Here is a 25,313-nt window from a genome sequence, read left to right on the forward strand (position 1 = left end):
ACGGAAGCCGGGCGCACGGACGCCCGCTCCGCATATTCATAGAAAGGTCCATGAGATGAGACGGGTTGTTGTCACGGGTCTTGGCATCGTGTCTTCCATCGGAAACGATGCGGCCGAGGTCACGCAGTCCCTGCGGGACGCGAAGTCCGGTATTTCCTTCTCTCCCGATTTTGCCGAGCATGGCTTCCGCAGCCAGGTCTGGGGCAAGCCGAACCTCGATACGGCGGACAAGGTGGACCGTCGCGCCCTGCGCTTCCTCTCCGAAGGCGGCGTGTGGAACCATATCGCGATGGATCAGGCGATCGCCGACGCCGGCCTCGCGGAGAAGGACTACTCGGCCCAGGAACGGGTCGGCATCATCATGGGCTCGGGCGGGCCGTCGACGCGCACGCTGATCGAGGCTGCCGACATCACCCGCAAGAACGGCAATCCGAAGCGGATCGGCCCGTTCGCCGTGCCGAAGGCCATGTCTTCCACGGCATCGGCCACGCTGGCGACCTGGTTCAAGATTCACGGCGTGAACTACTCGATCTCCTCGGCCTGCTCCACCTCCGCGCATTGCATCGGCAATGCCTACGAGTTGATCCAGTGGGGCAAGCAGGACGTGATGTTCGCGGGCGGCCACGAAAATCTCGACTGGACGATGTCCAACCTGTTCGACGCGATGGGGGCCATGTCCTCCAAGTATAACGAGACGGCGGCGACCGCCTCGCGCGCCTACGACGCCGAACGCGACGGTTTCGTGATCGCTGGCGGCGCAGGCGTCCTCATCCTGGAAGAACTTGAGCACGCCAAGGCCCGCGGCGCGAAAATCTATGCCGAAGTCGTCGGCTACGGTGCGACCTCGGACGGTTACGACATGGTCGCCCCCTCCGGCGAAGGCGCGGTCCGCTGCATGCGTCAGGCACTGGCCACCGTGAAGGGCGACGTGGATTACGTCAACACGCACGGAACCTCGACGCCGGTTGGCGATTCGAAGGAAATCGGCGCCATCCGCGAAGTGTTCGGTGACAAGATCCCGCATATCCAGTCCACCAAGTCGCTGACCGGCCATTCGCTGGGTGCCGCAGGCGCACAGGAAGCCATCTACAGCCTTCTGTCGATGCAGGCCGGCTTTATCGGCGAAAGCGCGCATATCGAAACGCTCGACCCCGAATTCGACGGCGTTCCGATCGTGCGCAAACGCATCGATAACGCCAAGATCGATATTGCGCTCTCGAACTCGTTCGGCTTCGGCGGCACCAACGCCACGCTGGTGTTCCAGCGCTACAACGGATGAACTCCATGACGGGTATCATGCACGGAAAGCGCGGACTCATCATGGGTGTCGCGAACAACCATTCCATCGCCTGGGGCATTGCCAAGGCTCTGGCGGCGGAAGGTGCGGAAATCGCCTTCACCTATCAGGGCGATGCGCTGGGAAAGCGCGTAAAGCCGCTGGCGGCTGAGGTGGGTTCCGATTTCCTGCTGCCCTGCGACGTCGAAGACCTCGCATCCGTCGACGCCGTCTTTGCCGAACTGGAAGCCCGCTGGGGCAAGATCGATTTTCTCGTGCATGCCATCGGCTTTTCCGACAAGAACGAGCTGAAGGGCCTCTACGCCGACACGACGCGCGATAATTTCGTGCGGACCATGATCATTTCCTGCTTCTCGTTCACGGAAGTGACCAAGCGGGCGGCAGCGATCATGAATGATGGCGGTTCGGTGCTGACGCTGACCTATAACGGTTCGCAGCGTGTCATTCCGAACTACAACGTCATGGGTGTCGCCAAGGCAGCGCTCGAAGCCTCGATGCGCTATCTGTCTGCGGATTTTGGCCCGCAGAACATCCGCGTTAACGCGATCTCGGCCGGTCCGGTGCGCACGCTGGCTGGCGCCGGCATTGCCGATGCCCGTGCCATGTATGCCTGGAACCAGAAGAACGCGCCGCTGCGCCGTACCGCAACCATCGACGATATCGGCGGCTCCGCGCTCTATCTGCTCAGCAAGCTGTCGAACGGCGTAACCGGCGAAGTCCATTACGTCGATGGCGGGTTCAACATCACCTCGGTTCCGCCGCTGGAAGTGCTGAAGAACGTCGATCCGGAATAAGCCGGAAACCGATCAAAGAACAGAACCGCCTGCCGGCCTCCGGCAGGCGGTTTTCTTTTGGGCTTCATAGCGTCAGCGCGCCTTCCTGTTGCGCACGGCGCGCGGCGAGGTGCCGAACCAGCGTGTCACGGAACGGCTGAAGGCGCTTGGAGCGGAGTAGCCCAGGCGATAGCAGATCTCCGCGATCGAAAGATCGCTCTCCTTGAGAAGCGTCAGGCTCATGTCCCGGCGGATGGCGTCGCGAATATCGTTGAGGCTCGTTCCCTGTTCGGACAGGCGGCGCTGCAGGGTGCGCTCGGAAAGATCGAAATGCTTCGCGGTCTCCGTCAGCGACAGTTCCGGCTCGGCAATGCGCAGATGGAGATAATCGCGAACCTCCGTCACGAACTCCTCCTGCGAAGCCGGCTTCGACGGATGCAGGCTGCGGCATTGCATATCCATCAGCGTGAACAGCCGCTGATCGCCGCGCGGATTGACGACCCCCATGATCTCGTGCGGAAAGCAAACGCTGTTGATGCGACTTGAAAAGGTGAGCCGGTTCGAAAGATAGCGCTGGAAAATGGCAGGGTTTCGGGGCTTCGGACGCTCCAGTTCGATCTCCACCAGCGCTGCGCGTTCCCCGACGATGTCTCGCAAGCGGGCCATGACCATGGTGGTCGCCATATCCACATACTGGTCGCGCTTGACGACAAGCGGTGAAAAGGTCAGCCGGAGAACGACACCCTTTTCCGTTTCCTCGCGCACAAAGTAGCTGGAGGACGTGGCGCCCGGTACATGCGCCTCCAGAAAATCGACCAAATCACGCACGGTGGGTGCCACGATCAGGCCGTAGCCGAAGGGGCCGCTCGCGCCACGCTCATAGGCATCGACGCACTTCAACCCGAAGGCCTCATCGCCGGACAGCAGCGCACAGGCTTCCAGAAGACGGCAGATCTTGTCCAGGCTGACGCGTGCCGTCATGCTTTGCAGCATCTCGGGGTCGATCCCGAGCGCTTCACAAATCGGTTTGATATCAATGCCATAGCTGGCGGCGTGCTCCGCAACGGCGGACGCCACGCCGGCAATGATGGTCATACCCTCCAGTTCGGGTGAATTAGTCATACTATGGCGTCCAATGTTCGGAAATTGTCACGCAATGCTAAGATGATTGGGCGGCCTTGTCGATACAAACATTAGGAGTAGATGATACGCAACTACACCTATGTATAAATGTAAACGTCCGCCGAAGGGCGGACGTTCCATTGAAACAGATGAGGGTTCAAAAGCAGCTTGAAGGCGTTACTTGCGCGCCTGCAAGATCTTGAAGCGAGCATTGCGGCAAACCTCGCCGCTTTCGCGGAAGGCTTCCTTGAGCACCGGCTCGTAAGGCAGGCCGCGATTGGCGACCAGAAGCAATTCACCGCCCGGACGCAGAGCGGCAGCGGCAGCGCGAATGAAGGCCTGGCCAAGACCCGGCTCGGCGGCCTGCGCCTCATGGAAGGGCGGGTTCATGATGACGAGATCGTATTTTTCCTTCGGCGGTTCCGAACCCAGATCCTGCCAGAAGAAGCGCGTGGTGAGCTTCGGGCAATTGGCGGCCAGATTGGCCTTCGCATAGTCAAGAGCCGCATAGTCAGCCTCGAACAGGTCAATACGGGCGGTTGCCGGCGATTTGGTCGCCAGCATGACCGAAAGATAACCCCAGCCCGCACCGAAATCGGCTGCATTGCCATCGAAGTTGGTCGGCAGGCGGCTTGCCAGCAGTTCGGAACCTGCGTCGACGCGATCGTGGGAGAACATGCCGGGCGCTGCTGTAAAGCGGCCCTCGACCGTAACGGGATGGGTCGCGAACTGGGCGAGCGCGGGCGCAATGTCTTCCGGGCAGCGCAGAATGAGCGCCACGCCATGATATTTCGGCATGTGGTCGGTCAGCAGACCGAGACGCTCAAGCGCCTTGCGCAGCGGCTGGATGCCATCTTCCTTGCCTCCGGCCACGACGATGACGCCGCCGGTGCGCACGCGCTTCAGTGCTTCGGCGACACGGTTTTCATTCTCGCCCTTGTGCTTGCCGACCAGAACCAGTGCGCCATCATAATCCTCGCCCTCAACCAGCGGCTTCGGTGCGAAACCGGCCTTTTCGAGCGGCAGATAGAACGGCCGGAAGCCCTGGACACAATCGAGCGTGGCGGCGAAACCTTCCGGCGGGCGGAGACCGGCCTCGGCGCCCAGAAACAGGTAGCGTTCATCCGCGCCGGGCAGAGGCAGAACCTCGGCGGCAAAGGGATGGAACAGGGTCTTCAGGGCGTCGCGGGACATGGTTCAGGCCTTCGGGTTGGGCGGATACGACAAAGGCGCGGGATCGAAATCCCGCGCCTGATTTCCTGGAAAAGTGGCCGATTACTCGGCGGCTTCGCCATCGTCCTTCTTCTTCTCGGCGACGATTTCCTTGCCGGTCGTCTGGTCGACGGCCTTCATGGAGAGGCGAACCTTGCCGCGCTCATCGAAGCCCATGAGCTTCACGAAGACCTTGTCGCCTTCCTTGATGACGTCGGTCGTCTTGGCCACGCGCTCGGAAGCAAGCTGCGAGATGTGGACGAGGCCGTCACGGGCGCCGAAGAAGTTCACGAAGGCGCCGAAATCGGCGGTCTTGACGACCGTGCCTTCGTAGATCTGGCCGACTTCCGGCTCGGCAACGATGGAGTGGATCCACTTGCGGGCCGCTTCGATCTCCTTGCCGGAGGACGAAGCGATCTTCACGGTGCCATCGTCTTCGATGTTGATCTTGGCGCCGGTCTTTTCGACGATTTCGCGGATGACCTTGCCGCCCGAACCGATGACTTCACGGATCTTGTCGACCGGGATGTTCATCACTTCGATACGCGGGGCGAATTCGCCGAGCTGCGAACGGCCTTCGCTGATGGCCTTGGCCATTTCGCCGAGGATATGGGTACGACCGCCCTGAGCCTGCTCAAGCGCGACCTTCATGATCTCTTCGGTAATACCGGCGATCTTGATGTCCATCTGCAGCGAGGTAATGCCGTCGGCGGTACCGGCGACCTTGAAGTCCATGTCGCCGAGGTGGTCTTCGTCACCGAGAATGTCGGAGAGAACGGCGAAGCGTTCACCTTCGAGAATCAGGCCCATGGCGATACCGGCAACCGGCTTGGCCAGCGGAACGCCCGCATCCATCAGAGCGAGCGAGGTGCCGCAAACGGTGGCCATGGAGGACGAACCGTTGGACTCGGTGATCTCGGAAACGACACGCAGCGTGTAGGGGAACTGTTCAGCGGCCGGCAGCATCGGGTGGATGGCGCGCCAGGCCAGCTTGCCGTGGCCGATTTCGCGGCGGCCCGGGGAGCCCATGCGGCCGGTCTCACCCACCGAGTAGGGCGGGAAGTTGTAGTGCAGCATGAAGTTTTCCTTGTACATGCCCGTCAAGGAATCGACATACTGCTCGTCTTCGCCGGTGCCGAGAGTGGCGACCACGAGGGCCTGCGTCTCACCGCGGGTGAAGAGAGCCGAACCATGGGTGCGCGGCAGAGTGCCGACTTCGGCGACGATCGGGCGAACGGTCGACAGGTCGCGACCGTCGATACGGCTGCCGGTGTCGAGGATGTTCCAGCGCACGATCTTGGCCTGCAGGTGCTTGAACACGGCGCCGATTTCTTCAGCCGTGTACTTGGCTTCCTCGCCTTCAGCCGGAGCGAAGTGCGCCTTCACCTTGGCCTTGACGGCGTCGACTGCGTTGTAGCGATCAGCCTTCTGGGTGATCTTGTAGGCGTCGCGCAGTTCAGCTTCGGCGATCGAGAGCATTTCGGCTTCAAGTGCGGAGAAGTCTTCCGGCTGGAAGTCACGCGGTTCCTTGGCGGCCACTTCGGCGAGCTTGATGATCGCATCGAGAACCGGCTGGAAGCCACGGTGGCCGAACATGACGGCGCCGAGCATGACTTCTTCGTTGAGTTCCTTGGCTTCGGATTCGACCATCAGAACGGCGTCATGCGTACCGGCGACAACCAGGTCGAGGACGCTTTCCTGCATTTCGTCGAGATGCGGGTTCAGGACGTATTCGCCGTTGATAAAGCCGACGCGGGCACCGCCAACCGGGCCCATGAACGGAACGCCGGAAATCGTGAGCGCAGCGGAAGCCGCAACCATCGACAGGATATCCGGGTTGTTTTCGAGGTCATGCTGCAGAACGGTAACGACGACCTGCGTGTCGTTCTTGTAGCCTTCCGGGAAGAGCGGACGGATCGGGCGGTCGATGAGGCGGGAAACGAGCGTTTCGTTTTCCGACGGACGGCCTTCGCGCTTGAAGTAGCCACCCGGGATCTTGCCGGCGGCGTAGGTCTTTTCCTGGTAGTTGACGGTCAGCGGGAAGAAGTCCTGACCCGGCTTCGGCGCCTTGGCGGAAACGACGGTGGCGAGAACGACGGTTTCGCCGTAGGTGGCGATCACAGCGCCGTCAGCCTGACGGGCGACCTTGCCCGTTTCCAGCTTCAGCGGGCGGCCAGCCCATTCGACTTCTACGATGTGGTGTTCGAACATATCTTGTCCTTGAGACTGCGGGCACGCCGGCACGATGGCCAGAGGCACGCCTCGCGATTGAGACTCATCACGGGCAAGACAGCGGGAGACTCGGCACACCCGCAATCCCGGGCCGAGCATCCTGCAATCCTGCCCCATGACAGGTCATCGGTTAAACCGGGCGACCGGCCCATCCGGTACACCCCATGCCTCCACCCTGCGGCGAAGGCGCTTCATTGGCCGAAGTCGTATCCGCCCGGATGGCGTCGCTTTTCGGCAGATCCGTATCCGGCAAAGCCGGGACGGTTGAGGGCTTTCAGTGCCCTGAAACGAGGCGGCAGACGCTGGAGACCAGCGTCTGCCGGAAGAGCTTAGCGGCGGATGCCGAGGCTCGCGATGAGCTTGGCGTAACGGCCTTCATCCTTCTTCTTCAGGTAGTCGAGAAGCGAACGACGGCTGGAAACCATCTTCAGCAGACCACGGCGGGAATGGTTATCCTTCTTGTGGCCCTTGAAGTGCTCGGTGAGGTTGTTGATGCGCTCGGTCAGAACGGCAACCTGGACTTCCGGAGAACCGGTGTCGCCTTCGGCAGTTGCGTATTCCTTGATGAGGGCGGCCTTGCGCTCAGCAGTGATCGACATCGGACAATCCTTTCATAAATGGATTTAAGGGACGCCATAAGCCGGGATGTCGTCCAGCTTCGGCCATGAATGCACGCGGACAAAAGCCCGCTGCTGGCGCCGCATATAGTGCATTTCCACATTAAAGGAAAGAGCGAAACCGGAAAGGGCTCAGAGGCCGAGAAAAGCAGCGATGCGGTCCGCCACGGCTGCGTGAATCAGCGCCCGGTCGGTGCCTTCGGGATCGTCGCACACAGGATCGTCCTTTTCCTCGGCCAGAAGCGCCCGCCCTTCCGGCTTGCAGAGCGCAAGAAAGGTGAAATGATGGGCCGGCCCGAAGCGGGCGTACTGCGCCTGCGGCATACGGCCCGCAAGGTTGCTGCCCCTGGCACTCACATCGATTGCCTTCCAGAGATCGTCACCACCGAGATTGACGAGCAGGACGGGCAGTTTCATGGCTTCGATACTCTGTTGTGTCATGGCATAGGTCAGGCCCGGATCGATGGCAATCGCCGCCGTGACACGAGGGTCACGCATGTCACCCGAAAATGTAGCAGGCATCTTCGCGAAATCGACACCGCCCTTGCCAAAGAACACGCAATCGGCCGCATCGGGAAAGCGATCGCAATAGGGCTTGTAGAGCGCGCCATCCGTGACAGCACCCGCCAGATTGAGCGCGGTGGCGCCACCCAACGAAAAGCCGAACGTGACGATGCGGGCGGGATCGATGCGGCTTGCGAGTTCCGGATCGGCCAGGACATGATCGAGCAGCGCCCGAATGTCACCTGCCCGCTCAGACAGGCGCACCGAACGGCGCGGCGAGGAGTCACCCGAAGTCGATCCCGGGTGATTGACCGCAGCGACGATGGCCCCCTTGAGCGCCAGCCGGGACGACAGCCAGCCAAGACCATCCATATTGCCGCCCGACCCGTGCGACAGGAGAACGAGCGGGTGCTTTCCCTCCGCCATCGCCGCACCGACATAGGCCGACGTCCCCTGAAAGACCGGATTATCTCCGACAAGACCGCGATAGGTGGCCTTGGCGGCGGGATACCAGACGGAGGCTGCCACCGGACCGCTGCGATCGGGTGGCATGATTTCAAAGCGGTCGTACCCAGCATAGGGTTCGGCACAGGCAGCGCCGGCCGCCAGCAGGAGGGCGCCAGCAAGGAGAGCAAGGTGCTTCATGGAATTCGTCCTTTCGGGATTGAACATCGACATCGATGCAGCTACGCCGTTTTCCGGTGAATTCGCGTCCTGAAACCGGATCGAGGTCGCGCCGGACGCGATTAAGGACAAGGATCGGCGCATGTTTTCGAACGGTGCCCCATGATCGCCCTACCCATTCCGCTTGTCGTTTCGCTGGTTCTCGGCTTCCTGCTCGTCCGTGCGCTGCTTGCGCGCCAGAGGCCACGCCCCTTCCTCACCCTGCTCGCAGCCTGTACGGTTCAGGGCGTTATCGTTTCGCTCAGCCAGCACTATGGCTTTACCGGCTTGCTGGCGGTGCAGCCCGTGACGGCAACCGCCATTCCGCCGCTGGCCTGGGTGACATTCCAGACAGCCGCCATCCGGACCGCAGACATACGCCGGGATGCTATGCACGTCGCCGCTCCGGCCTTCACCCTGTTTTGCGTATTGCTGGCGCCACAGGCGCTCGATTTCGTGGTACCCGCTGTATTTCTGGTCTATGGCGCTCTGATGCTCGCTGCGCTGCGCGCCGGAGCAGACAGCCTGCCGCTGACGCAGCTCGATGCGGGTGATCTACCCATGCATGTCTGGCGCGCCATCGCCGTGGCGCTCATGCTTTCGGCGCTGAGTGACGGGATGATTGCAGCAGCACTTGCCTATGGTATCCACTGGCTTCAACCGATCATCGTCAGCGTGTTTTCGTCACTGTGGCTTTTGGCCATCGGCGCACTCAGCCTGTCGCAAAGCATCGGTGAAGGCGATGCAGCGCCCGCAGAAAGGCCCGGCGAGCCGAGCGAACCCGATACGGCGCTGATGGTGGAACTTCAAACGATTCTGGAGACGGACAAGCTTTATCTCGATCCCGGCATGACGCTGGCGCGGCTTGCCCGGCGCCTGCATGTGCCGGTCAAACGTCTTTCGACAGCAGTGAACCGCGCATCCGGTGACAATGTCTCGCGCTACATCAATGGCTTTCGCATCCGCCATGCCTGCCGGCGTCTCGAAGAGGGGGCCAATATCACCGCGTCCATGCTCGATAGCGGGTTCAACACCAAATCGAACTTCAACCGGGAATTCCTGCGCGTGATGGGCCAGTCGCCAAGCGACTGGCTTGCCGGCCAGGTTGCAAAGCCGCCGGAATAAGAGGGCGCAGACGAAAACGCCGGCTCGAAGGCCGGCGCTTGTATTCTCACTGGAAAACCCGCTTGGGGCGGAACTCGCCGCCGGCGATCTCTCCGATGGCGACCAGTTTGCCACGCGCCGTCACCCAGGCATCGTCTGTCGCAAGCGGGGCGTCGCGGCCGCGCAGGATGATGGGGTTGCCCATGCGCAGGCGGTGCGCCTGATCATCGGTAACCGCGACATGCGGCAGGTTCGAAAGCGCTTCGCCGGTGTCAATCATCAGCGCATCGAGGGCCGCCAGACGTTCGTCGCGATCCTCGATGCTTTCGAGCGCCACGAGATCGGCGAGCGGGATCATCGTCTCCTCCGCAAAGGGCGCGACGAAGGTGCGACGCAGATCGGAAATATGGCCGTAGCAACCGAGTTCACGCCCGAAATCGCGGGCGAGTGCGCGGACATAGGTACCCTTACCGCATTCGACCTCGAAATGGGCCGTGTTCTCATCCGGACAGCCGACGAGGTTCAGCCGGAAGATTTCCACCTCACGCGCCGGAATTTCGACCGCCTCGCCTTCACGAGCCAAATCGTAGGCGCGTTCACCGTCGATCTTGATGGCGGAAAACTGCGGCGGGATCTGGCTGATCGTGCCGGTGTATTTCGGCAGGAGGGCCAGAATGTCTTCCCTGGCCGGGCGCTTGTCTGACGAAGCGATGACCTCGCCTTCCAGGTCGTCCGTCGTGCGCTGTTCGCCCCAGCTTACGGTGAACTCATAGATCTTGCGGCCGTCCATGACATAGGGAACCGTCTTGGTGGCATCGCCGAGCGCGATCGGCAGCATGCCGGATGCCAACGGATCGAGGGTACCGGCATGGCCGGCCTTCTGGGCGTTGAACAGCCACTTGATCTTGGAAACGGCTTCGGTGGAACCGAAATCGACCGGCTTGTCGAGGATCAGCCAGCCCGAAACGGCGCGGCCCTTGGGTTTGCGGGGTTTCGACATGATATCCGTTATTCTTCGTTGTCGTCGTGGGCTTTGAGATCGCGCACCACTTCCGGCGAGCGCAGCAGCGCATCGATGCGGCTGTAGTTGTCAAAGCTCGTATCGTCGCGGAAGCGCACTTCCGGCATGTATTTCATCTGATGCAGATACGGACCAAGGCGTCCGCGAATGTACTTCGCATGGTGGTTCAGCGCCTTGATGGTCGCTTCGTGATCAGAAACGCCAAGCGGCGTGACATAGGCCGTCGCGATCTTGAGATCGGGCGACATGCGCACTTCCGAAATGGAAACGATGGTCTTTTCAAGCAGCGGATCGCGCACGTCGCCGCGCTGCAGAACCTGCGTGATAGCGGCGCGAACCTGTTCGCCGACGCGCAGCATGCGCTGCGAAGGCGCAGAAGATGTAGGTCTGGTCATGGTCTCGTCCTTCAGGGATGGAACCTGGAATAAAATGGCGTTCGGCAAAGCCGGACGCTGGAAAAACCAGCGCCCGGAGCCAATTCGCTTTTATGTGTAACGCCGCTGTTAGAGCGTGCGCGTGATGTGCTCCACGCGGAAGCACTCGATGGTGTCGCCGACGCGGATGTCTTCGTAGTTCTCGAAGGCCATACCGCATTCCTGACCCATATTGACTTCAGCAACTTCGTCCTTGAAGCGCTTGAGGGTCTTGAGCTTGCCTTCGTGAATGACGACGTTGTCGCGGATGAGGCGAACGCCGTTGCCACGCTCGACCTTGCCGTCGGTGACGCGGCAACCCGCGACCTTGCCGACCTTGGTGATGTTGAACACCTCAAGGATTTCGGCATTGCCGAGGAAGGTTTCGCGACGTTCCGGCGAAAGCAGGCCGGACATGGCCGCCTTCACGTCATCCACCAGATCGTAGATGATGTTGTAGTAGCGGATTTCCGTACCAGCGCGGTCGGCGGCGACTCGGGCCTGGGCATTGGCGCGAACGTTGAAGCCGATGATGGCCGCGTTCGAAGCTTCTGCCAGCGTGATGTCCGTTTCGGTGATAGCGCCGACGCCGGAGTGAACGATGCGGGCCCGGACTTCGTCCGTGCCGAGCTTCTCGAGCGCGGCATTGATCGCTTCGACCGAGCCACCCACATCGCCCTTGATGACCAGCGGGAACTCCTTGGTACCGGTGCTCTGGAGCTGGATCATCATGTGTTCCAGCGAACCGCGCTGGCCGGACTGACGGGCAGCGGCCTTGTCGCGGGCCAGACGCAGGCGATATTCGGAAATTTCGCGGGCGCGGGCTTCGCTTTCGACCACGGCGAACTTGTCACCGGCCTGCGGCGTGCCGGACAGGCCGAGGATTTCGACCGGCATGGCGGGCGTTGCTTCCTTCACATGCTCGCCCTTGTCGTTGACGAGCGCGCGCACACGACCCCACACGTCACCGGCGACGATGATCTGACCCGGACGCAGCGTACCCTTCTGAACGAGGACGGTCGCCACCGAGCCGCGACCGCGGTCGAGCTTGGCTTCGATCACCGAGCCTTCGGCCCAGCGGTTCGGGTTGGCCTTGAGGTCGAGAATTTCCGCCTGCAGCAGGATGGCGTCGAGCAGCTTGTCGAGGTTCAGGCCGGCCTTGGCCGACACTTCCACGTCAAGCGTTTCACCGCCCATGCTTTCCACGAAGACCTCGTGCTGCAGAAGCTGCGTGCGCACCTTCTGCGGGTCGGCCTCGTGCTTGTCGATCTTGTTGATCGCCACGATGATCGGCACGCCGGCCGCCTTGGCATGGCTGATGGACTCGATCGTCTGCGGCATGACGCTGTCGTCGGCGGCCACAACGAGGATCGCGATATCCGTCACCTGGGCACCGCGGGCACGCATGGCCGTGAAGGCCGCGTGGCCTGGGGTGTCGATGAAGGTGATCTTGTGACCACGCTGTTCGACCTGATAGGCGCCGATATGCTGCGTGATGCCACCGGCTTCGCCCGAGACGACGCTCGTCTTGCGGATGGCGTCGAGCAGCGAGGTCTTGCCGTGGTCAACGTGACCCATGATGGTGACGACCGGCGGACGCGGCACGAGATCCTCGTCCTGGTCGGCCACATTGAAGATGCCGGTTTCGACGTCGGATTCCGACACGCGCTTGACGGTGTGGCCGAATTCGCCGGCGATAAGTTCGGCAAGGTCGGCGTCGATGACGTCGCCCGGCTTCATCATCTGCCCTTCCTTCATCAGGTACTTGATGACGTCGACGGCGCGTTCGGACATGCGCTGCGACAGTTCCTGAATGGTGATGGTTTCCGGCAGGATGACTTCGCGGGAAATCTTCTCGCGCGGCTCCTGCATCTGGCCACGGCGGAACTTTTCCTGACGGCGGCGCATGGCGGCGAGCGAACGGCCGCGGGAAGAGCCGCCATCCTCATCGTCGCCGGACACGGCGGTCACGGTCAGCTTGCCACGACGGCGGTCGTCCTCGACCTTCGGACGGGCCGGAACCTTGGCCGGGGCCGGGGCGGCAACCTTGCCGCGCGGCGCGCCGGTGCGGGCCGCGCCACCACGGTCATCCTCTTCCTCGTCGGCACCCTTGCGGCCGCGGCCGGCAACAGCCGGAGTAACGACCGGCGCCTGCGGACGGGCGTCGGTGCGACGAACGGCGGACGGCGCAGCTTCAGCCGGACGGGCCGGAGCGGGCGTCGGGGTAGCGGCCACCGGTTCCGGTGCGACCGGTGCCGGCGGTTCGGCAGCACGACGGGCAGCCTCGGCGCGCTCGGCAGCGGCGCGGGCTTCCTCTTCGGCACGACGGCGGGCCTCTTCTTCCACACGACGGCGGGCGTCTTCGGCGTCACGGGCCTGCGCTTCGAACAGCGCGCGGCGACGCGCTTCCATTTCACCGGCAGACAGGCCACCCTGCGAAGCGGGAGCACCGCCACGCGGACGATCACGGTCCTGACGATAATGGTCGCGGTCACGATCCTGGCGCTGGTTCTGCCCCTGCGGGCGCTGCTGCACAGGCTGGTGAATGCGCGGCGGCTGAGCCGGCTGGGCCGGACGCGCGGCCACCGGTTCAGGCGCCTTCGCGGGGGCGGCAGGTGCTGCCGGAGCGGGTGCCGGGGCAGTCGTCGCCACCGGTGCCGGCTTTGCCGTCGTTTCCGCCGGGCGCGTCGGACGGCGCTTCACCGTCTCGACCACGACAGAATTTGTGCGACCACGGCCCATGTCCTGGCGCACGGTGCCTTGCGTCAGGCCCGAAGGCTTCAGCGTCAGCGTCTTCTTGCCAGAGATGCCAAGGGTCTTGTCGTCTTTGTTGTCGGTCATTCCGTTTCCGTTCCTTCAGACAAGGCCGGATTGGGACCGGTCCTCGTCGTTCAATCAAATTCCTGCGACGGATAGCGGGTCATCGCCCGGCTCCGTCCGATCGGGAGGACCGGCCGCCACGACCGCCAGTCCCGCTGTCTTTTCCGCCATTGCGGAAGCTGACAAGCGCTGTTGCGCGCTTCACTACACCCTCACCCGCCTGCCCTGCAAGCGCCACGGCATGCATAAACGCGCTCTGGCCCATCAGCGCGTCCATTTCCGCGCTGCCGAGCAGGGAAAAGGACGGTATTTCGTCTTCCTCAACCATCATCGCGAAGGCCTTGCGGGCCTGATCGATCTTCCGGACGCCATCAGCGGCAGCATCACGGGCATGAAAGGTGGCGAGCGCCGCACCGGAACGGACGGCATTCTCGACCTTCATCGATCCCATGACGAACTGACCCGCCTTGCGCGCCATGCTCATCATGCTCGCGAGGTCCACCAGCAACAGACGGTCGATCTGATCGACCAGATCCGGTGCGGGTTTCACTTCGGTCTTCAGCGCCCGGGCGAAGAGTTTCCGCGCCAGGGCCGTTTCGATCGTTGCCCGGTTGGCGGTGACCCAGCAGCCGCGACCCGGAAGCTTGTGCTTCAGATCTGCCACCAATGCGCCATCCGGCCCGGCAACGAAGCGGATCAGACCTTCCGGCGGGGCGCTCTTGCGGGTAACGATACAGAGGCGACCGTTCACGGCCGCCTCCAGATCGTCATCGCCTGCGTCCGCCTGTCCGGCAGGGCCGCTCATTCTTCCGTTGCGTCGCCTTCGGCGGTTTCAACACCGCCTTGGGCAAGCTCTTCCTCGGTAATCCAGCCGGCGGCCAGGCGCGCCTGCAGGATCATGTTTTCAGCCTCGACGCGCGAAACGTCGAGCTTGGAGAACAGGCCGTCGAACTTCTTGGTTTCGCCGTCCTTGCGTTCCGTCCAGCCGGTGAGATCGTCGACGGCGCAGCCGGCGAAGTCCTCGATGGTCTTGATGCCGTCCTCGCCCAGCGCAACCAGCATCGGCGAGGTCATGCCGTCGATCTGCTTCAGTTCGTCGGCAACGCCGAGTTCCTTGCGCTTGGCATCCATTTCCGCTTCGAGACGGTCGAGGAAGTCACGGGCGCGGGTCTGGATTTCCGAAGCCGTCTCGTCATCGAAACCATCGATGGAGGAAATTTCGCTCGGATCGACATAGGCCAGTTCCTCGACGGCGGCAAAGCCTTCCGAGGCCAGAACCTGACCGACCATCTCGTCCACGTCGAGCGCGTTCATGAAGAGGTTGGTACGCTCGTTGAATTCCTTCTGGCGGCGCTCGGACTCTTCGGCTTCCGTCATGATGTCGATATCCCAGCCGGTGAGCTGAGAGGCCAGACGCACGTTCTGACCACGGCGGCCGATAGCCAGCGAAAGCTGCTCGTCGGGAACGACGACCTCGATGCGCTCGGCGTCCTCGTCCAGAACCACCTTCGAGACTTCAGCCGGCTGCAGGGCATTGACGATGAACGACGCCGGGTCCTGCGACCACGGGATGATATCGATCTTTTCGCCCTGAAGCTCGCCGACAACCGCCTGAACACGCGAACCGCGCATACCGACGCAGGCGCCGACCGGATCAATCGAAGAGTCGTTCGAGATCACGGCGATCTTGGCGCGCGAACCCGGATCGCGGGCAACGGAACGGATCTGGATGATACCGTCGTAGATTTCCGGCACTTCCATGGTGAAAAGCTTGACCATGAACTGCGGATGGGTGCGCGACAGGAAAATCTGCGGACCGCGCTGCTCGCGACGGACGTCGTAGACATAGGCGCGAACGCGGTCGCCATAGCGGAAGTTTTCGCGCGGGATCATCTCGTCGCGGCGAATGATGCCTTCACCACGGCCGAGATCGACGATGACGTTGCCGTATTCGACGCGCTTGACCGTGCCGTTGACGATTTCGCCGACGCGATCCTTGAACTCGTCGAACTGGCGGTCACGCTCGGCTTCGCGCACCTTCTGCACGATGACCTGCTTGGCGGACTGGGCAGCGATACGACCGAAATCCATCGGCGGCAGCGGATCGGCGATGAAATCACCGATCTTGGCGTCGGAATTGCGGTCGCGCGCCAGTTCCAGCGGGATCTGCGTCGCGTAATCCTCGGCCTTTTCCACCACTTCAAGCAGGCGCTGGAGGCGAATTTCACCGGTCTTGGAGTTGATGTCGGCGCGGATATTGGTCTCGCTGCCGTAACGGGAGCGCGCCGCCTTCTGGATGGCGTCCGCCATCGCGGCGAGCACGATGTCACGGTCGATCACCTTTTCGCGGGCAACGGCATCCGCGATCTGCAGAAGCTCAAGCCTGTTCGCACTGACTGCCATTTCGTTTCACTCCGTCTTTGGCCGGGGCGCAGTGGCCGGCATCTCAATCAAATCGAATCGGTTTCGTCCGTCTCGTCGTTCTGGTTCGCGGCTTCGCGGGCTTTCTTGTCAGCCTGCAGCGCTTCGCGGATCAGATCGTCGGTCAGGATAAGCTTGGCCTCGGCCAGCGCCGTGAAGGGCACGACCACGACCGGGCTTTCGCCGTATGCAATATCGGTGCGCTCCACCGTGAAGCCGTTTTCGTCGGCACCGGCGATGCGGCCACGGAAGCGCTTGCGACCATCAAGCATGACCGAGGTCTCGCACTTGACGATATGGCCTTGCCAGCGGACGAAATCCGAACGGCGCACCAGCGGGCGATCGATACCCGGCGAGGACACTTCCAGATGATAGGCGCCGGGGATCGGATCGTCGACATCCAGCACCGGCGAGATCGCCATGGAAACCGCTTCGCAATCCACCACGGTCATCGTACCGTCATTACGCTCGGCCATGACCTGAAGCGTCTGGCCATTCTGGTTCATCAGACGCACGCGAACAAGGCGAAAATCCATCGCCTCCAGCACCGGCTCGATGATTTCAGCGACGCGACGATCGAGACCCTGCTCGACGATCAGTCTCGGCTCCGGGCCGGTTACGGCCGTATTCGTATCAGACAATACACCCTCCCGGACGACAACGCCCGTTCAACTTCACGAGATCGCGGCAACAAAAAAGAGCGGGTCCGGAGGGCCCACTCTTCATCAAGCGATCAAGAATTTGGAGTTCTTATAGCCTGCATTGCCCGAAAATGCAAGGGTAGTGGCGCACCCATCGTCGTCGCGGCCCGACAGTGACTTCAAATTCGCACCATAGCTCATCACAGCGATGCGAAAAACTCATAGGCTTCGACTTGCATTGGATCGTACAAATAATAAGATGCACACAAATTTTGCACAGATTGGAAGTGATTAAATGTCAGTCAAGTTCATGCTTTTAACGGGGGCAAGCCGCGGAATCGGCCACGCCACGGTCAAGCTCTTTCAGGAACATGGCTGGCGAATCCTGACCGTGTCCCGCCAACCCTTCTCCGAAGAGTGCCGCTGGCCTTCGGCGCGGGAGAGCCACATTCAGGCGGACCTCGCCAATCTCGACCAGATCGACGCACTGATTGAGGAGGTGCGTTCGCGCCTGCCCAACGGCGAGCTTCACGGGCTGGTCAACAACGCCGGCATCTCGCCCAAGGGTCCGGGCGGTTCGCGGCTTGGCGTGCTCGCCTCCGATGCCGATGTGTGGACGCGGGTCATGAACGTCAACCTGATCTCGACCGCGCTTCTGGCGCGCGGACTTCTGCCGGAGCTTGAAAAGGCGCAAGGCTCCATCGTCAACGTGACATCCATCGCCGGGTCGCGCGTTCATCCCTTTGCCGGTGTCGCCTATGCCGCCTCCAAGGCCGGCCTCGCCTCGCTGACGCGCGAGCTTGCCCATGAATTCGGCCCGCGCGGCGTGCGCGCCAACGCGATTGCTCCCGGCGAAATCTCCACCTCCATCCTTTCGCCGGGCACCGATGCGCTGGTGGAAGCCGAAGTGCCGATGGGCCGTCTCGGCACGCCGGCCGAGGTGGCACGCACCATCTATTTTCTCTGCTCCACGGAATCCTCCTACATCAACGGCGCGGAAATCCACATCAACGGAGGCCAGCACGTCTAGGCAGGCTTCCGCGACATTCCAGACACGGACCGGCAAAAGCCGGCCGCAACACAAGGGGAACTACCACATGACCACAATGCTCCGTTCAACCATTCTCGCTGGCGCGGCTCTCGCGGCGCTGGCTACCGCGCTTCCGGCGGCAGCGCGCGATCTCACCATTGTCGGCTGGGGCGGCGCCGGCCAGGCCGCGCAGGATGAAGTCTACTTCAAGCCTTTTGCCGCCAAGACCGGCAAGCCGCTCATCCAGGAAAGCTGGGACGGCGGCTACGGCGTTCTTCAGGCCAAGATGAAGGCCGGCGCCCCGAACTGGGACGTCGTGCAGGTGGAAGCCGAGGAACTGGCGCTCGGCTGCGCAGACGGCATCTATGAAAAGCTCGACTGGGCCAAGATGGGCGTCAAGGACGAGTTCCTGAAAGACGCCGTCTCCGAATGCGGCGCGGGCGTCATCTACTGGTCCATGGCGATGGGCTACGATGGCGACAAGCTGAAGGAAGGCCCGAAGAAGTGGGCCGACTTCTGGGACACGAAGAAGTTTCCCGGCAAGCGCTCGCTGCGCAAGGGCGCCAAGTACAATCTGGAATTCGCGCTGCTGGCCGATGGCGTGAAGCCCGCCGAACTCTATGATGTCCTGTCCACACCGGAAGGTGTCGACCGCGCCTTCAAGAAGCTCGATGAACTGAAGCCGAGCATCGTGTGGTGGGAAGCCGGCGCCCAGCCGATCCAGTTCCTCGCCTCCGGCGAAGTGACCGTCACCTCGGTCTATAACGGCCGCGTTACCGGCATCAACAAGGCGGAAGGCAAGAACTTCAAGCTGGTCTGGCCGGAAAGCATGTATGCCGTCGATAGCTGGGTCATCCTAAAGGGCGCCGAGAACAAGGATCTGGCGCAGGATTTCATCAGCTTCGCAAGCCAGGCCGAAAACCAGGCAAAGCTGCCGCTCAAGGTGGATTACGGCGTGCCGAACACGAAGGCTGCCGCCGCCATTCCGGAGGAGGTGCAGAAGAACCTGCCAACCTACCCGGCCAACCTCGAGCACGCGATCGCACTGAATGTCGATTTCTGGATCGACAATTCCGAAGCGCTGACCGAGCGTTTCAACGCCTGGCTTGCCCAGTAACACACCCCTGCCAGCGTGGCGGTCTCGCTGCCGCCATGCCTTCCAGACGCCGACCCGCGCGGAGCCTTCCGCGCGGCCATCGGCCCATGTCACGGGCAAAGACCAGAACGAGGGGACAAGACCTTGGTGGACATCCGCATCCGCTTCGATAGCGTCAGCAAGAATTACGGCCCTGTCCGGGTGGTCGACAATCTGAAACTCGACATTGCCAAGGGCGAGTTCGTCAGTCTGCTCGGCCCCTCCGGCTCCGGCAAGACGACACTGCTGATGATGCTCGCCGGCTTCGAGGAAGCCACTGAAGGACAGATCCTCGTGGATGGCCGCGCCGTCAACGACCTGCCGTCCTACAAGCGTGACATGGGGGTGGTGTTCCAGAACTACGCACTCTTCCCGCACATGACAGTCGGTGAAAACATTGCGTTTCCCTTGCAGATGCGCGGCATCGGCAAGGCCGAGATTGCCGAACGGGTCGCCCGCGCCCTCGACATGGTGCAGCTTGGCCATCTTGCCGGGCGCAAGCCTTCGCAGCTTTCCGGTGGCCAGCAGCAGCGCGTGGCGCTTGCCCGCGCGCTGGTCTTCGAGCCGCGCGTGGTGCTGATGGACGAGCCGCTCGGTGCGCTCGACAAACAGTTGCGCGAACAGATGCAGCTTGACATCCGCGCCCTTCACAACCGCCTTGGGCTGACCATCGTCTTCGTCACGCACGATCAGGGCGAAGCGCTGACCATGTCGGACCGGATCGCCGTGTTCAACAAAGGCAAGATCGAACAGATCGGCTCGCCGCGCGACATTTACGACGAGCCGAAAACCCGTTTCGTCGCCGAATTCATCGGCGAGACCAATCTGCTCGAAGGCGTTGTCGACCGCACCAGCGCCGGCGACGCTCTCGTGCGGCTGACGAATGGCGAGGCCATCACCGTAACCGATGCGCAGGGGCTTACCCCAGGCCAGCCGGTTTTCATCTCCATCCGCCCCGAGCGGATCGAGGTTCAGGACGCCGCCATCGCCAGTACGGGCGCCAACGCATTCGCCACCCGTGTGGCCGACAGCGTCTATCAGGGCGACCATATCCGCCTGCAACTCGAAGACGGCGCCGGCACGCCCTATATCGCCCGACTCGACCGCAAATCGGCGGAGTGGCCGAAAGGCACCGCCGTCACCGCGATCTTCAAGCCCGCGGATTGCAAGGTTGTGCTGCCATGAAGAAACGCGTGCTTTCGCCCCGCATGGGGGCCTTTCTGCTGGTCGCGCCGCTCTTTTTCTTCATCGCGCTGTTCTTCGTCTGGCCTCTCGCCAGTGTCATGAAGCAGTCGGTATCGGATACCGCTGTATTGCATATCCTGCCGAAAACGGCGGAAGCGATGAGCGACTGGGATGGTGAATCGACGCCCTCTCCCACTCTTCAGCAGGCCTTGATCGACGATCTGCGCGCCGCAACCGACGAGCAGGCGACCGGCGATATGGTGCGGCGTCTCAACAGCGCCCAGTCCGGTTTCCGCACGCTGATGGCCAAGACCATCAAGGCCGCGAACGAGGCCAGGGAAGGCCCGGTCGACCTCCTCGAGATCGACAAGAAATGGGCCCAGCCACAATACTGGAAAGCCATCTCGGAAGCCCTTTCACCCGTCACGGACCGCTATCTTCTCGCCTCCCTCGACCTGACGCGTGATGCCTCCGGCTCCATCGTCTCGCAGCCTCCGGAAGCAGCCATCAACACCGCGATCTTCTCGCGCACGCTGTGGATCTCGGCGCTCGTCACCTTCTTCTGCGTCGTTCTCGGCTATCCCTATGCGCTGCTGATTGTCGCCTCCACCGGCTGGAAGCGCCAGCTTCTGCTCGCCGCCGTTCTCCTGCCGCTGTGGACCTCGCTTCTGGTGCGCACCGCCGCCTGGTTCATGCTGCTGCAGGAAAAGGGGCTCATCAACGAATTGCTGCAGACACTCGCCTTCATCAACGAGCCGCTGGCGCTGATCTTCAACCGCACCGGCGTCGTCATCGCCATGACGCATGTGCAGTTGCCGCTGATGGTGCTGCCGATCTACAGCGTGCTGTTGACCATTCCGAAAAACCTGATGCCGGCCGCCGCTTCACTTGGCGCACATCCGATCCGGGCTTTCTGGCGGGTGATGCTGCCGCTCAGCTTCCGCGGCATTCTCTCCGGCTCGCTGCTGGTCTTCATGTCGGCGCTTGGCTACTACATCACGCCGGCGCTGATTGGCGGCGCGGGCGACCAGATGATTTCCTATTTCATCGCCTTCTATGCAACGGAAACGGCCAACTGGGGCATGGCGAGCGCTCTCGGCCTCGTGCTTCTCATCATCACCATCCTGCTTTACGCCGTTTACGAACGGCTGTCCGCCACCCGTGAAAGGAGCGCATGATGCCCGTCAAAACGGTTCAGGCACTTTTCGCCGCGCTGATGGTGGCATTTCTCATCATTCCGCTCATCGTCATCCTGCCGCTTGCCTTCACCAACAGCGCGCTGCTCGTCTATCCCGTGCCGGGATGGTCCATGCGCTGGTTCAGGGAACTGGTGGAAAACGACGCATGGCGGCGGGCCATCGTCAACAGTTTGATCATCGGTGGCGGCACGACGGTGCTTGCCACCGTTCTCGGCACGCTCGCTTCGCTCGGACTTCGCCAGCGGCTCCCCTATATCGGCGCGGTGCTGCGCACGCTGTTCATGCTGCCGATGGTGGTGCCAGCCGTGGTGCTCGGTATCGGCATGCAGATCCTGCTGGCTCATCTCGGCCTTGCCAACACCTATGCGGCGGTCATCATCGCCCATACGGTGATTGCCGTTCCCTTCGTCATCATCAGCGTGGCGGGGGCTCTTGCCGGCATCGACAAGCGCGTGGAACTGGCTGCCGCCAGCCTAGGCGCTTCGCCGGCCACGGTTTTCCGCCGCGTGACGCTGCCGCTGGCCATGCCCGGCGTTCTCTCCGGCGCGGTTCTCGCCTTCGCCACATCGCTCGATGAGGTCGTACTGACGATTTTCGTTGCCGGCCCGAACCAGCGCACGCTGGCGCGGCAGATGTTCTCCACCATCCGCGAGAACATCAGTCCGGCGATTGCCTCTTCGGCCTTCCTGTTCATCGTGGGAACGGTGGTGATCGGCGCACTGGTTCTGGCTGTCCGCAGCCGGGCACCGAAAGCGGCCGCGTGAAGGTTTTATGCGCCCGCCTGATGGCGGAAGACCAGAACGATCTGACGGCCGATATCAGCGGGCGTCAGGCGGCCCTGCCGGTACCAGCCGCTGATATTGTTGAGAAGCGTAAGCAGAAGAAGACGATAGATACCCCGGTCTATGGCGGGATCGAGCGGTAGTCCATCGACCAGATCGCGGAAGGTCTGTTCGAAAATATCGCGCCGCGCGACCAGTCTTTCGCGCACTTCGAGCGGCGTCGACTGGAAGTCGTTCATGAGCGGCATTGTGATGGAGTGCGGATCGAGCTGGATTTCCAGCATCCTTACGCAGGCCGCCTCCAGCTTTTCCCAGGGGTCCGATACCCCGGCAATCGCTTCCTTGACCTGTTCCGCCGCCACTTCCAGCGCCGTGTCGTGGATCTTCACGAACAGCGCTTCCTTGGATTTGATGTAGTGATAGAGCGAGCCGCCGAGCAGGCCGACCCGCTCGCCGATGTCGCGCACGGAGGTAGCGGCGTAGCCGCGTTCAGCAAACAGGGCCGCCGCCGCCTCCAGAATTTCCTGGTAGCGTTCGCTTGCCTCGTTGCGAAACAGACCCTTGCCGGGCTGCGCCCGCTGCATGTCCGTCGCCTTGCCGTCCGTGTGTGGCGCCATCGTCTCTCCATCGCCCGAAAAGGGCTCTCAGGGCGTCGCCCGGCATTTGTCGGGATATCATCCCGCAAAGCGCCGCGCATCTTTCCTTCCCATATCCCGTCTTTCGCCTCTTGCAAACTGTAACAACCGTTTGATATAGAAACAATGGGAACTTGGCCGGCCGGGGAGGAGCACGGGCGGCCTTCGGCAATCCCATATCCAGTTCGCAAGCATGCCGGCAGCGCTACCGGCCAGACCGCTCCTGTGAGGCATCATGACCACGATCGCAAAAGCAACCGTCATCGGCGCGGGCACCATGGGCTCCGGCATCGCCGCCCATCTCGCCAATGCCGGCATCTCCGTGACCCTGCTCGATATGGACGCGAAACTTGCGGAAGCGGGTGTCGAGCGTCAGCTCAAGGCCGGCGGCTTCATGGAGCGCGGCTTCGCAGCGCGGGTACGCACCGGCTCGTCCGTCACCGATCTGGCACTGGCCGCCGACTCCGACTGGATTATCGAGGCCATTGCCGAGAAGCCGGAGATCAAGCAGGGGCTTTACCGGGCGCTCGAAGCCGTGCGCAAACCGGGCTCCATCGTTTCGTCCAACACTTCGACCATTCCGCTCGCCCGCCTGACCGAGAACATGCCGGAACGTTTCGCCGGCGACTTCCTCATCACCCATTTTTTCAATCCGCCCCGCCGTATGCGCCTGTTCGAACTCGTGACCGGTGAACAGACGCGGACCGATGCCTGTGCGGCGATTGCCGATTTCGCGGATCGCGGTCTCGGCAAGGCCGTGGTGCCCTGCAAGGATACGCCCGGTTTCATCGGCAACCGCATCGGCAATTACTGGATCATGGTCGGTGAATGCGAGGCGATTGCGCTCGGCCTTTCGGTGGAAGAGGCCGACGCCATCATCGGCAAGCCCTTCGGCATTCCCTCGACCGGCATTTTCGGCCTGCTGGACCTTATCGGCATCGATCTGATGGCGACCATCCTGAAAAGTCTGCAGGGCGCACTGCCGGCAACCGACCCGATGCAGGATTATGCCGCCGAGCCGCCGCTCGTTTCCCGCATGATCGCGGAAAACCGGCTGGGCCGCAAAAGCGGCGCAGGCTTCGTGAAACTGTCCGCCGACCGCAAGACGCGCGAGATCACCGATCTCGTCACCGGCGATTACCGCCCGATGCAGAAGCTTGCTTCCGCCGCGCTTGACGTCACGAAGGGCGATGCGCGGGCACTGATGGACCATGACAGCCCCGCCGGCCGTTATGCGGCGCTCACCATGGGCAAGACGCTCGCCTATGCCGCCGCCCTCATTCCCGAAATCGCCGATACGCCGCAGGCCGTCGATGACGCCATGCGCACCGGCTACGGCTGGAAGCTTGGTCCATTCGAACTGATCGACAAGCTTGGTCCGGAATGGCTGGCGAGGAAACTCGAAGCGCTGGGGGTCACCGTGCCTGCCTATCTTGCCACCGCTGCGGCAGCCGGCAGCTTCTACAGCGTGCGTGACGGCAAGGCGGTGTGGCTCGATCTCGACGGTGAGTGGCGCGACATCGAGACGCCGGAAGGCGTGATCACGCTCGCGGCGCTGAAACTTGCGACCGCGCCGGTGGAGACATCCGAAGCCGCAAATCTCTGGGATCTTGGCGATGGTGTCGCCGGCCTCGAGCTTCGCACCAAGATGAACACATTCAGCCCGGCAGCCCTCGACGCCGTGCTGGCGGCGCTGGAAAAGACCGGCCGCGACTTCGGCGCGCTGGTGATCGGCGGCGACACCGATCCCTTCAGCGCCGGTGCGGATCTGCGTCAGTTCCTCGCCCTTCTGGAAGCGCAGGGCCGGGCCGGGCTCGATCCTTTCGTGGCCAAGGGCCAGCAGACCTTCAAGGCCCTGAAATACGCCCCCTTCCCCGTGGTCAGCGCCGCTTCCGGGCTGGCGCTGGGCGGCGGAGCGGAGATCACGCTGCATTCCGCTGCCGTACAGGCCCATGCCGAGCTTTCCATCGGCCTGGTCGAAACGAAGATCGGCATCATTCCCGGCTGGGGCGGTTGCAAGGAAATGCTGCTGCGCTTTTCGCAGACGTTGTCTCCACTCGACGCAGCCAAGGCGGCCTTTACGCTTATTGCCGGCGCCAAGACCTCCGGCAGCGCATTCGAGGCCCGCAGCCTTGGCCTGATCCGGTCGACCGACCGGGTGACCATGAACCGGGAGCGCCTGATTGCCGACGCCAAGGCCCGCGCCCTGGATCTGTTAGCCGGCTACAAAGCACCGGAATCCGCTTCGGTGAAGGTGACGGGCGGCGAAGGCTTTGCCGCGTTGACCGCCCTTCTCGACACTGACGGCGTAACGCCACACGACAAGGTCGTGGGCACGGCACTCGCCCGCGTGCTGACCGGTGGCGATGTGGCCTCCGGAACCGTCATCAGCGAGGACGCATTGCTTCTTCTGGAACGGGAAGCGTTCCTTGATCTGCTGGAAACACCTGAAACGGTTGCCCGTATCCGCCACATGCTGGACACCGGCAAGCCGCTGAGAAACTGAT

The 25,313-nt window shown here is 62.5% G+C and carries 21 protein-coding genes; 9 read left to right on the top strand and 12 right to left on the bottom strand.

All coding sequences use genetic code 11. The features are described 5' to 3' along the window. Positions 1-55: 55 nt before the first annotated feature. On the top strand, positions 56-1,279 hold the full coding sequence (fabB, locus tag GGQ66_RS01790) for a beta-ketoacyl-ACP synthase I (RefSeq protein ID WP_183788761.1): 1,224 nt from the start codon (positions 56-58) through the stop codon (positions 1,277-1,279). 5 nt (positions 1,280-1,284) lie between these two features. After that, a complete protein-coding gene (gene fabI, locus GGQ66_RS01795; RefSeq protein ID WP_183788763.1) occupies positions 1,285-2,091 on the top strand; it encodes an enoyl-ACP reductase FabI in 807 nt (268 codons plus the stop codon). A 72-nt stretch (positions 2,092-2,163) separates the two neighbouring features. On the opposite strand, the gene GGQ66_RS01800 is transcribed toward fabI, so the two are convergent. The 5 genes from GGQ66_RS01800 to GGQ66_RS01820 all read right to left on the bottom strand — a co-directional run bounded on the left by GGQ66_RS01800 (position 2,164) and on the right by GGQ66_RS01820 (position 8,402). Continuing rightward, the gene (locus GGQ66_RS01800; protein ID WP_183788765.1) at positions 2,164-3,192 is read right to left on the bottom strand and encodes an AraC family transcriptional regulator; all 1,029 of its coding nucleotides are present in this window, start codon (positions 3,190-3,192) and stop codon (positions 2,164-2,166) included. Positions 3,193-3,369: 177 nt separating this feature from the next. Further along, the gene (locus tag GGQ66_RS01805) at positions 3,370-4,386 is read right to left on the bottom strand and encodes a class I SAM-dependent methyltransferase (protein WP_183788767.1); all 1,017 of its coding nucleotides are present in this window, start codon (positions 4,384-4,386) and stop codon (positions 3,370-3,372) included. An 81-nt stretch (positions 4,387-4,467) separates the two neighbouring features. Further along, positions 4,468-6,615 carry a polyribonucleotide nucleotidyltransferase gene (gene pnp, locus GGQ66_RS01810; RefSeq protein ID WP_183788769.1) on the bottom strand — a complete coding sequence of 716 codons (2,148 nt, stop codon included), beginning with the start codon at positions 6,613-6,615 and terminating at the stop codon, positions 4,468-4,470. A 350-nt stretch (positions 6,616-6,965) separates the two neighbouring features. After that, positions 6,966-7,235, bottom strand: coding sequence for a 30S ribosomal protein S15 (rpsO, locus tag GGQ66_RS01815; RefSeq protein ID WP_183788771.1), 270 nt, complete (start codon positions 7,233-7,235; stop codon positions 6,966-6,968). A gap of 150 nt (positions 7,236-7,385) precedes the next feature. Then, entirely contained in the window at positions 7,386-8,402 is a 1,017-nt protein-coding gene (locus GGQ66_RS01820; RefSeq protein WP_183788774.1) for an alpha/beta hydrolase family protein, read from the bottom strand. Between the two features lie 141 nt (positions 8,403-8,543). Here GGQ66_RS01820 and GGQ66_RS01825 point away from each other — a divergent pair, with 141 nt between their 5' ends. Next, positions 8,544-9,545 (top strand): helix-turn-helix domain-containing protein, encoded by a 1,002-nt coding sequence (locus tag GGQ66_RS01825; RefSeq protein ID WP_183788776.1) that lies wholly within the window; start codon positions 8,544-8,546, stop codon positions 9,543-9,545. A 46-nt stretch (positions 9,546-9,591) separates the two neighbouring features. On the opposite strand, the gene truB is transcribed toward GGQ66_RS01825, so the two are convergent. The 6 genes from truB to rimP form a co-directional block, all read right to left on the bottom strand. Further along, complete coding sequence (gene truB / locus GGQ66_RS01830) at positions 9,592-10,524, bottom strand: tRNA pseudouridine(55) synthase TruB (protein ID WP_183788778.1); 933 nt, start codon at positions 10,522-10,524, stop codon at positions 9,592-9,594. Between the two features lie 8 nt (positions 10,525-10,532). After that, complete coding sequence (gene rbfA, locus GGQ66_RS01835) at positions 10,533-10,940, bottom strand: 30S ribosome-binding factor RbfA (protein WP_183788780.1); 408 nt, start codon at positions 10,938-10,940, stop codon at positions 10,533-10,535. A gap of 108 nt (positions 10,941-11,048) precedes the next feature. Next, complete coding sequence (gene infB, locus GGQ66_RS01840) at positions 11,049-13,799, bottom strand: translation initiation factor IF-2 (RefSeq protein ID WP_183788782.1); 2,751 nt, start codon at positions 13,797-13,799, stop codon at positions 11,049-11,051. Between the two features lie 79 nt (positions 13,800-13,878). Continuing rightward, positions 13,879-14,583: an RNA-binding protein gene (locus GGQ66_RS01845; RefSeq protein WP_183788784.1), complete on the bottom strand. Its 705-nt coding sequence runs from the start codon at positions 14,581-14,583 to the stop codon at positions 13,879-13,881. Continuing rightward, positions 14,580-16,181, bottom strand: coding sequence for a transcription termination factor NusA (gene nusA / locus GGQ66_RS01850; RefSeq protein WP_183788786.1), 1,602 nt, complete (start codon positions 16,179-16,181; stop codon positions 14,580-14,582). The genes GGQ66_RS01845 and nusA overlap by 4 nt, the downstream gene beginning before the upstream one ends. 47 nt (positions 16,182-16,228) lie before the next feature. Then, entirely contained in the window at positions 16,229-16,840 is a 612-nt protein-coding gene (rimP, locus tag GGQ66_RS01855; RefSeq protein ID WP_183788788.1) for a ribosome maturation factor RimP, read from the bottom strand. A 295-nt stretch (positions 16,841-17,135) separates the two neighbouring features. On the opposite strand from rimP, the gene GGQ66_RS01860 reads away from it, so the two are divergent. The 5 genes from GGQ66_RS01860 (at position 17,136) to GGQ66_RS01880 (ending at position 22,153) form a co-directional block, all read left to right on the top strand. Further along, positions 17,136-17,870: an SDR family NAD(P)-dependent oxidoreductase gene (locus tag GGQ66_RS01860; RefSeq protein ID WP_183788790.1), complete on the top strand. Its 735-nt coding sequence runs from the start codon at positions 17,136-17,138 to the stop codon at positions 17,868-17,870. A gap of 76 nt (positions 17,871-17,946) precedes the next feature. Further along, positions 17,947-18,987, top strand: a complete 1,041-nt coding sequence (locus GGQ66_RS01865; RefSeq protein ID WP_237358764.1) for a polyamine ABC transporter substrate-binding protein — start codon at positions 17,947-17,949, stop codon at positions 18,985-18,987. Between the two features lie 123 nt (positions 18,988-19,110). Further along, positions 19,111-20,190 (top strand): ABC transporter ATP-binding protein, encoded by a 1,080-nt coding sequence (locus GGQ66_RS01870; protein ID WP_183788794.1) that lies wholly within the window; start codon positions 19,111-19,113, stop codon positions 20,188-20,190. Continuing rightward, positions 20,187-21,368: an ABC transporter permease gene (locus tag GGQ66_RS01875; RefSeq protein WP_183788796.1), complete on the top strand. Its 1,182-nt coding sequence runs from the start codon at positions 20,187-20,189 to the stop codon at positions 21,366-21,368. The genes GGQ66_RS01870 and GGQ66_RS01875 overlap by 4 nt, the downstream gene beginning before the upstream one ends. Beyond that, on the top strand, positions 21,368-22,153 hold the full coding sequence (locus GGQ66_RS01880; RefSeq protein ID WP_183788798.1) for an ABC transporter permease: 786 nt from the start codon (positions 21,368-21,370) through the stop codon (positions 22,151-22,153). Before GGQ66_RS01875 ends, GGQ66_RS01880 begins: the two co-directional genes overlap by 1 nt. Positions 22,154-22,158: 5 nt before the next feature. Here GGQ66_RS01880 and GGQ66_RS01885 read toward each other — a convergent pair whose 3' ends face one another. Then, complete coding sequence (locus GGQ66_RS01885; RefSeq protein ID WP_237358753.1) at positions 22,159-22,788, bottom strand: TetR/AcrR family transcriptional regulator; 630 nt, start codon at positions 22,786-22,788, stop codon at positions 22,159-22,161. Between the two features lie 253 nt (positions 22,789-23,041). Between GGQ66_RS01885 and GGQ66_RS01890 the strand changes: the two genes are divergently transcribed. Continuing rightward, positions 23,042-25,312: a 3-hydroxyacyl-CoA dehydrogenase/enoyl-CoA hydratase family protein gene (locus GGQ66_RS01890; protein WP_183788800.1), complete on the top strand. Its 2,271-nt coding sequence runs from the start codon at positions 23,042-23,044 to the stop codon at positions 25,310-25,312. The last annotated feature ends 1 nt before the right edge of the window (position 25,313 follow it).

The organism is Allorhizobium borbori (genome assembly GCF_014196535.1).
Lineage (GTDB): Bacteria > Pseudomonadota > Alphaproteobacteria > Rhizobiales > Rhizobiaceae > Ectorhizobium > Ectorhizobium borbori.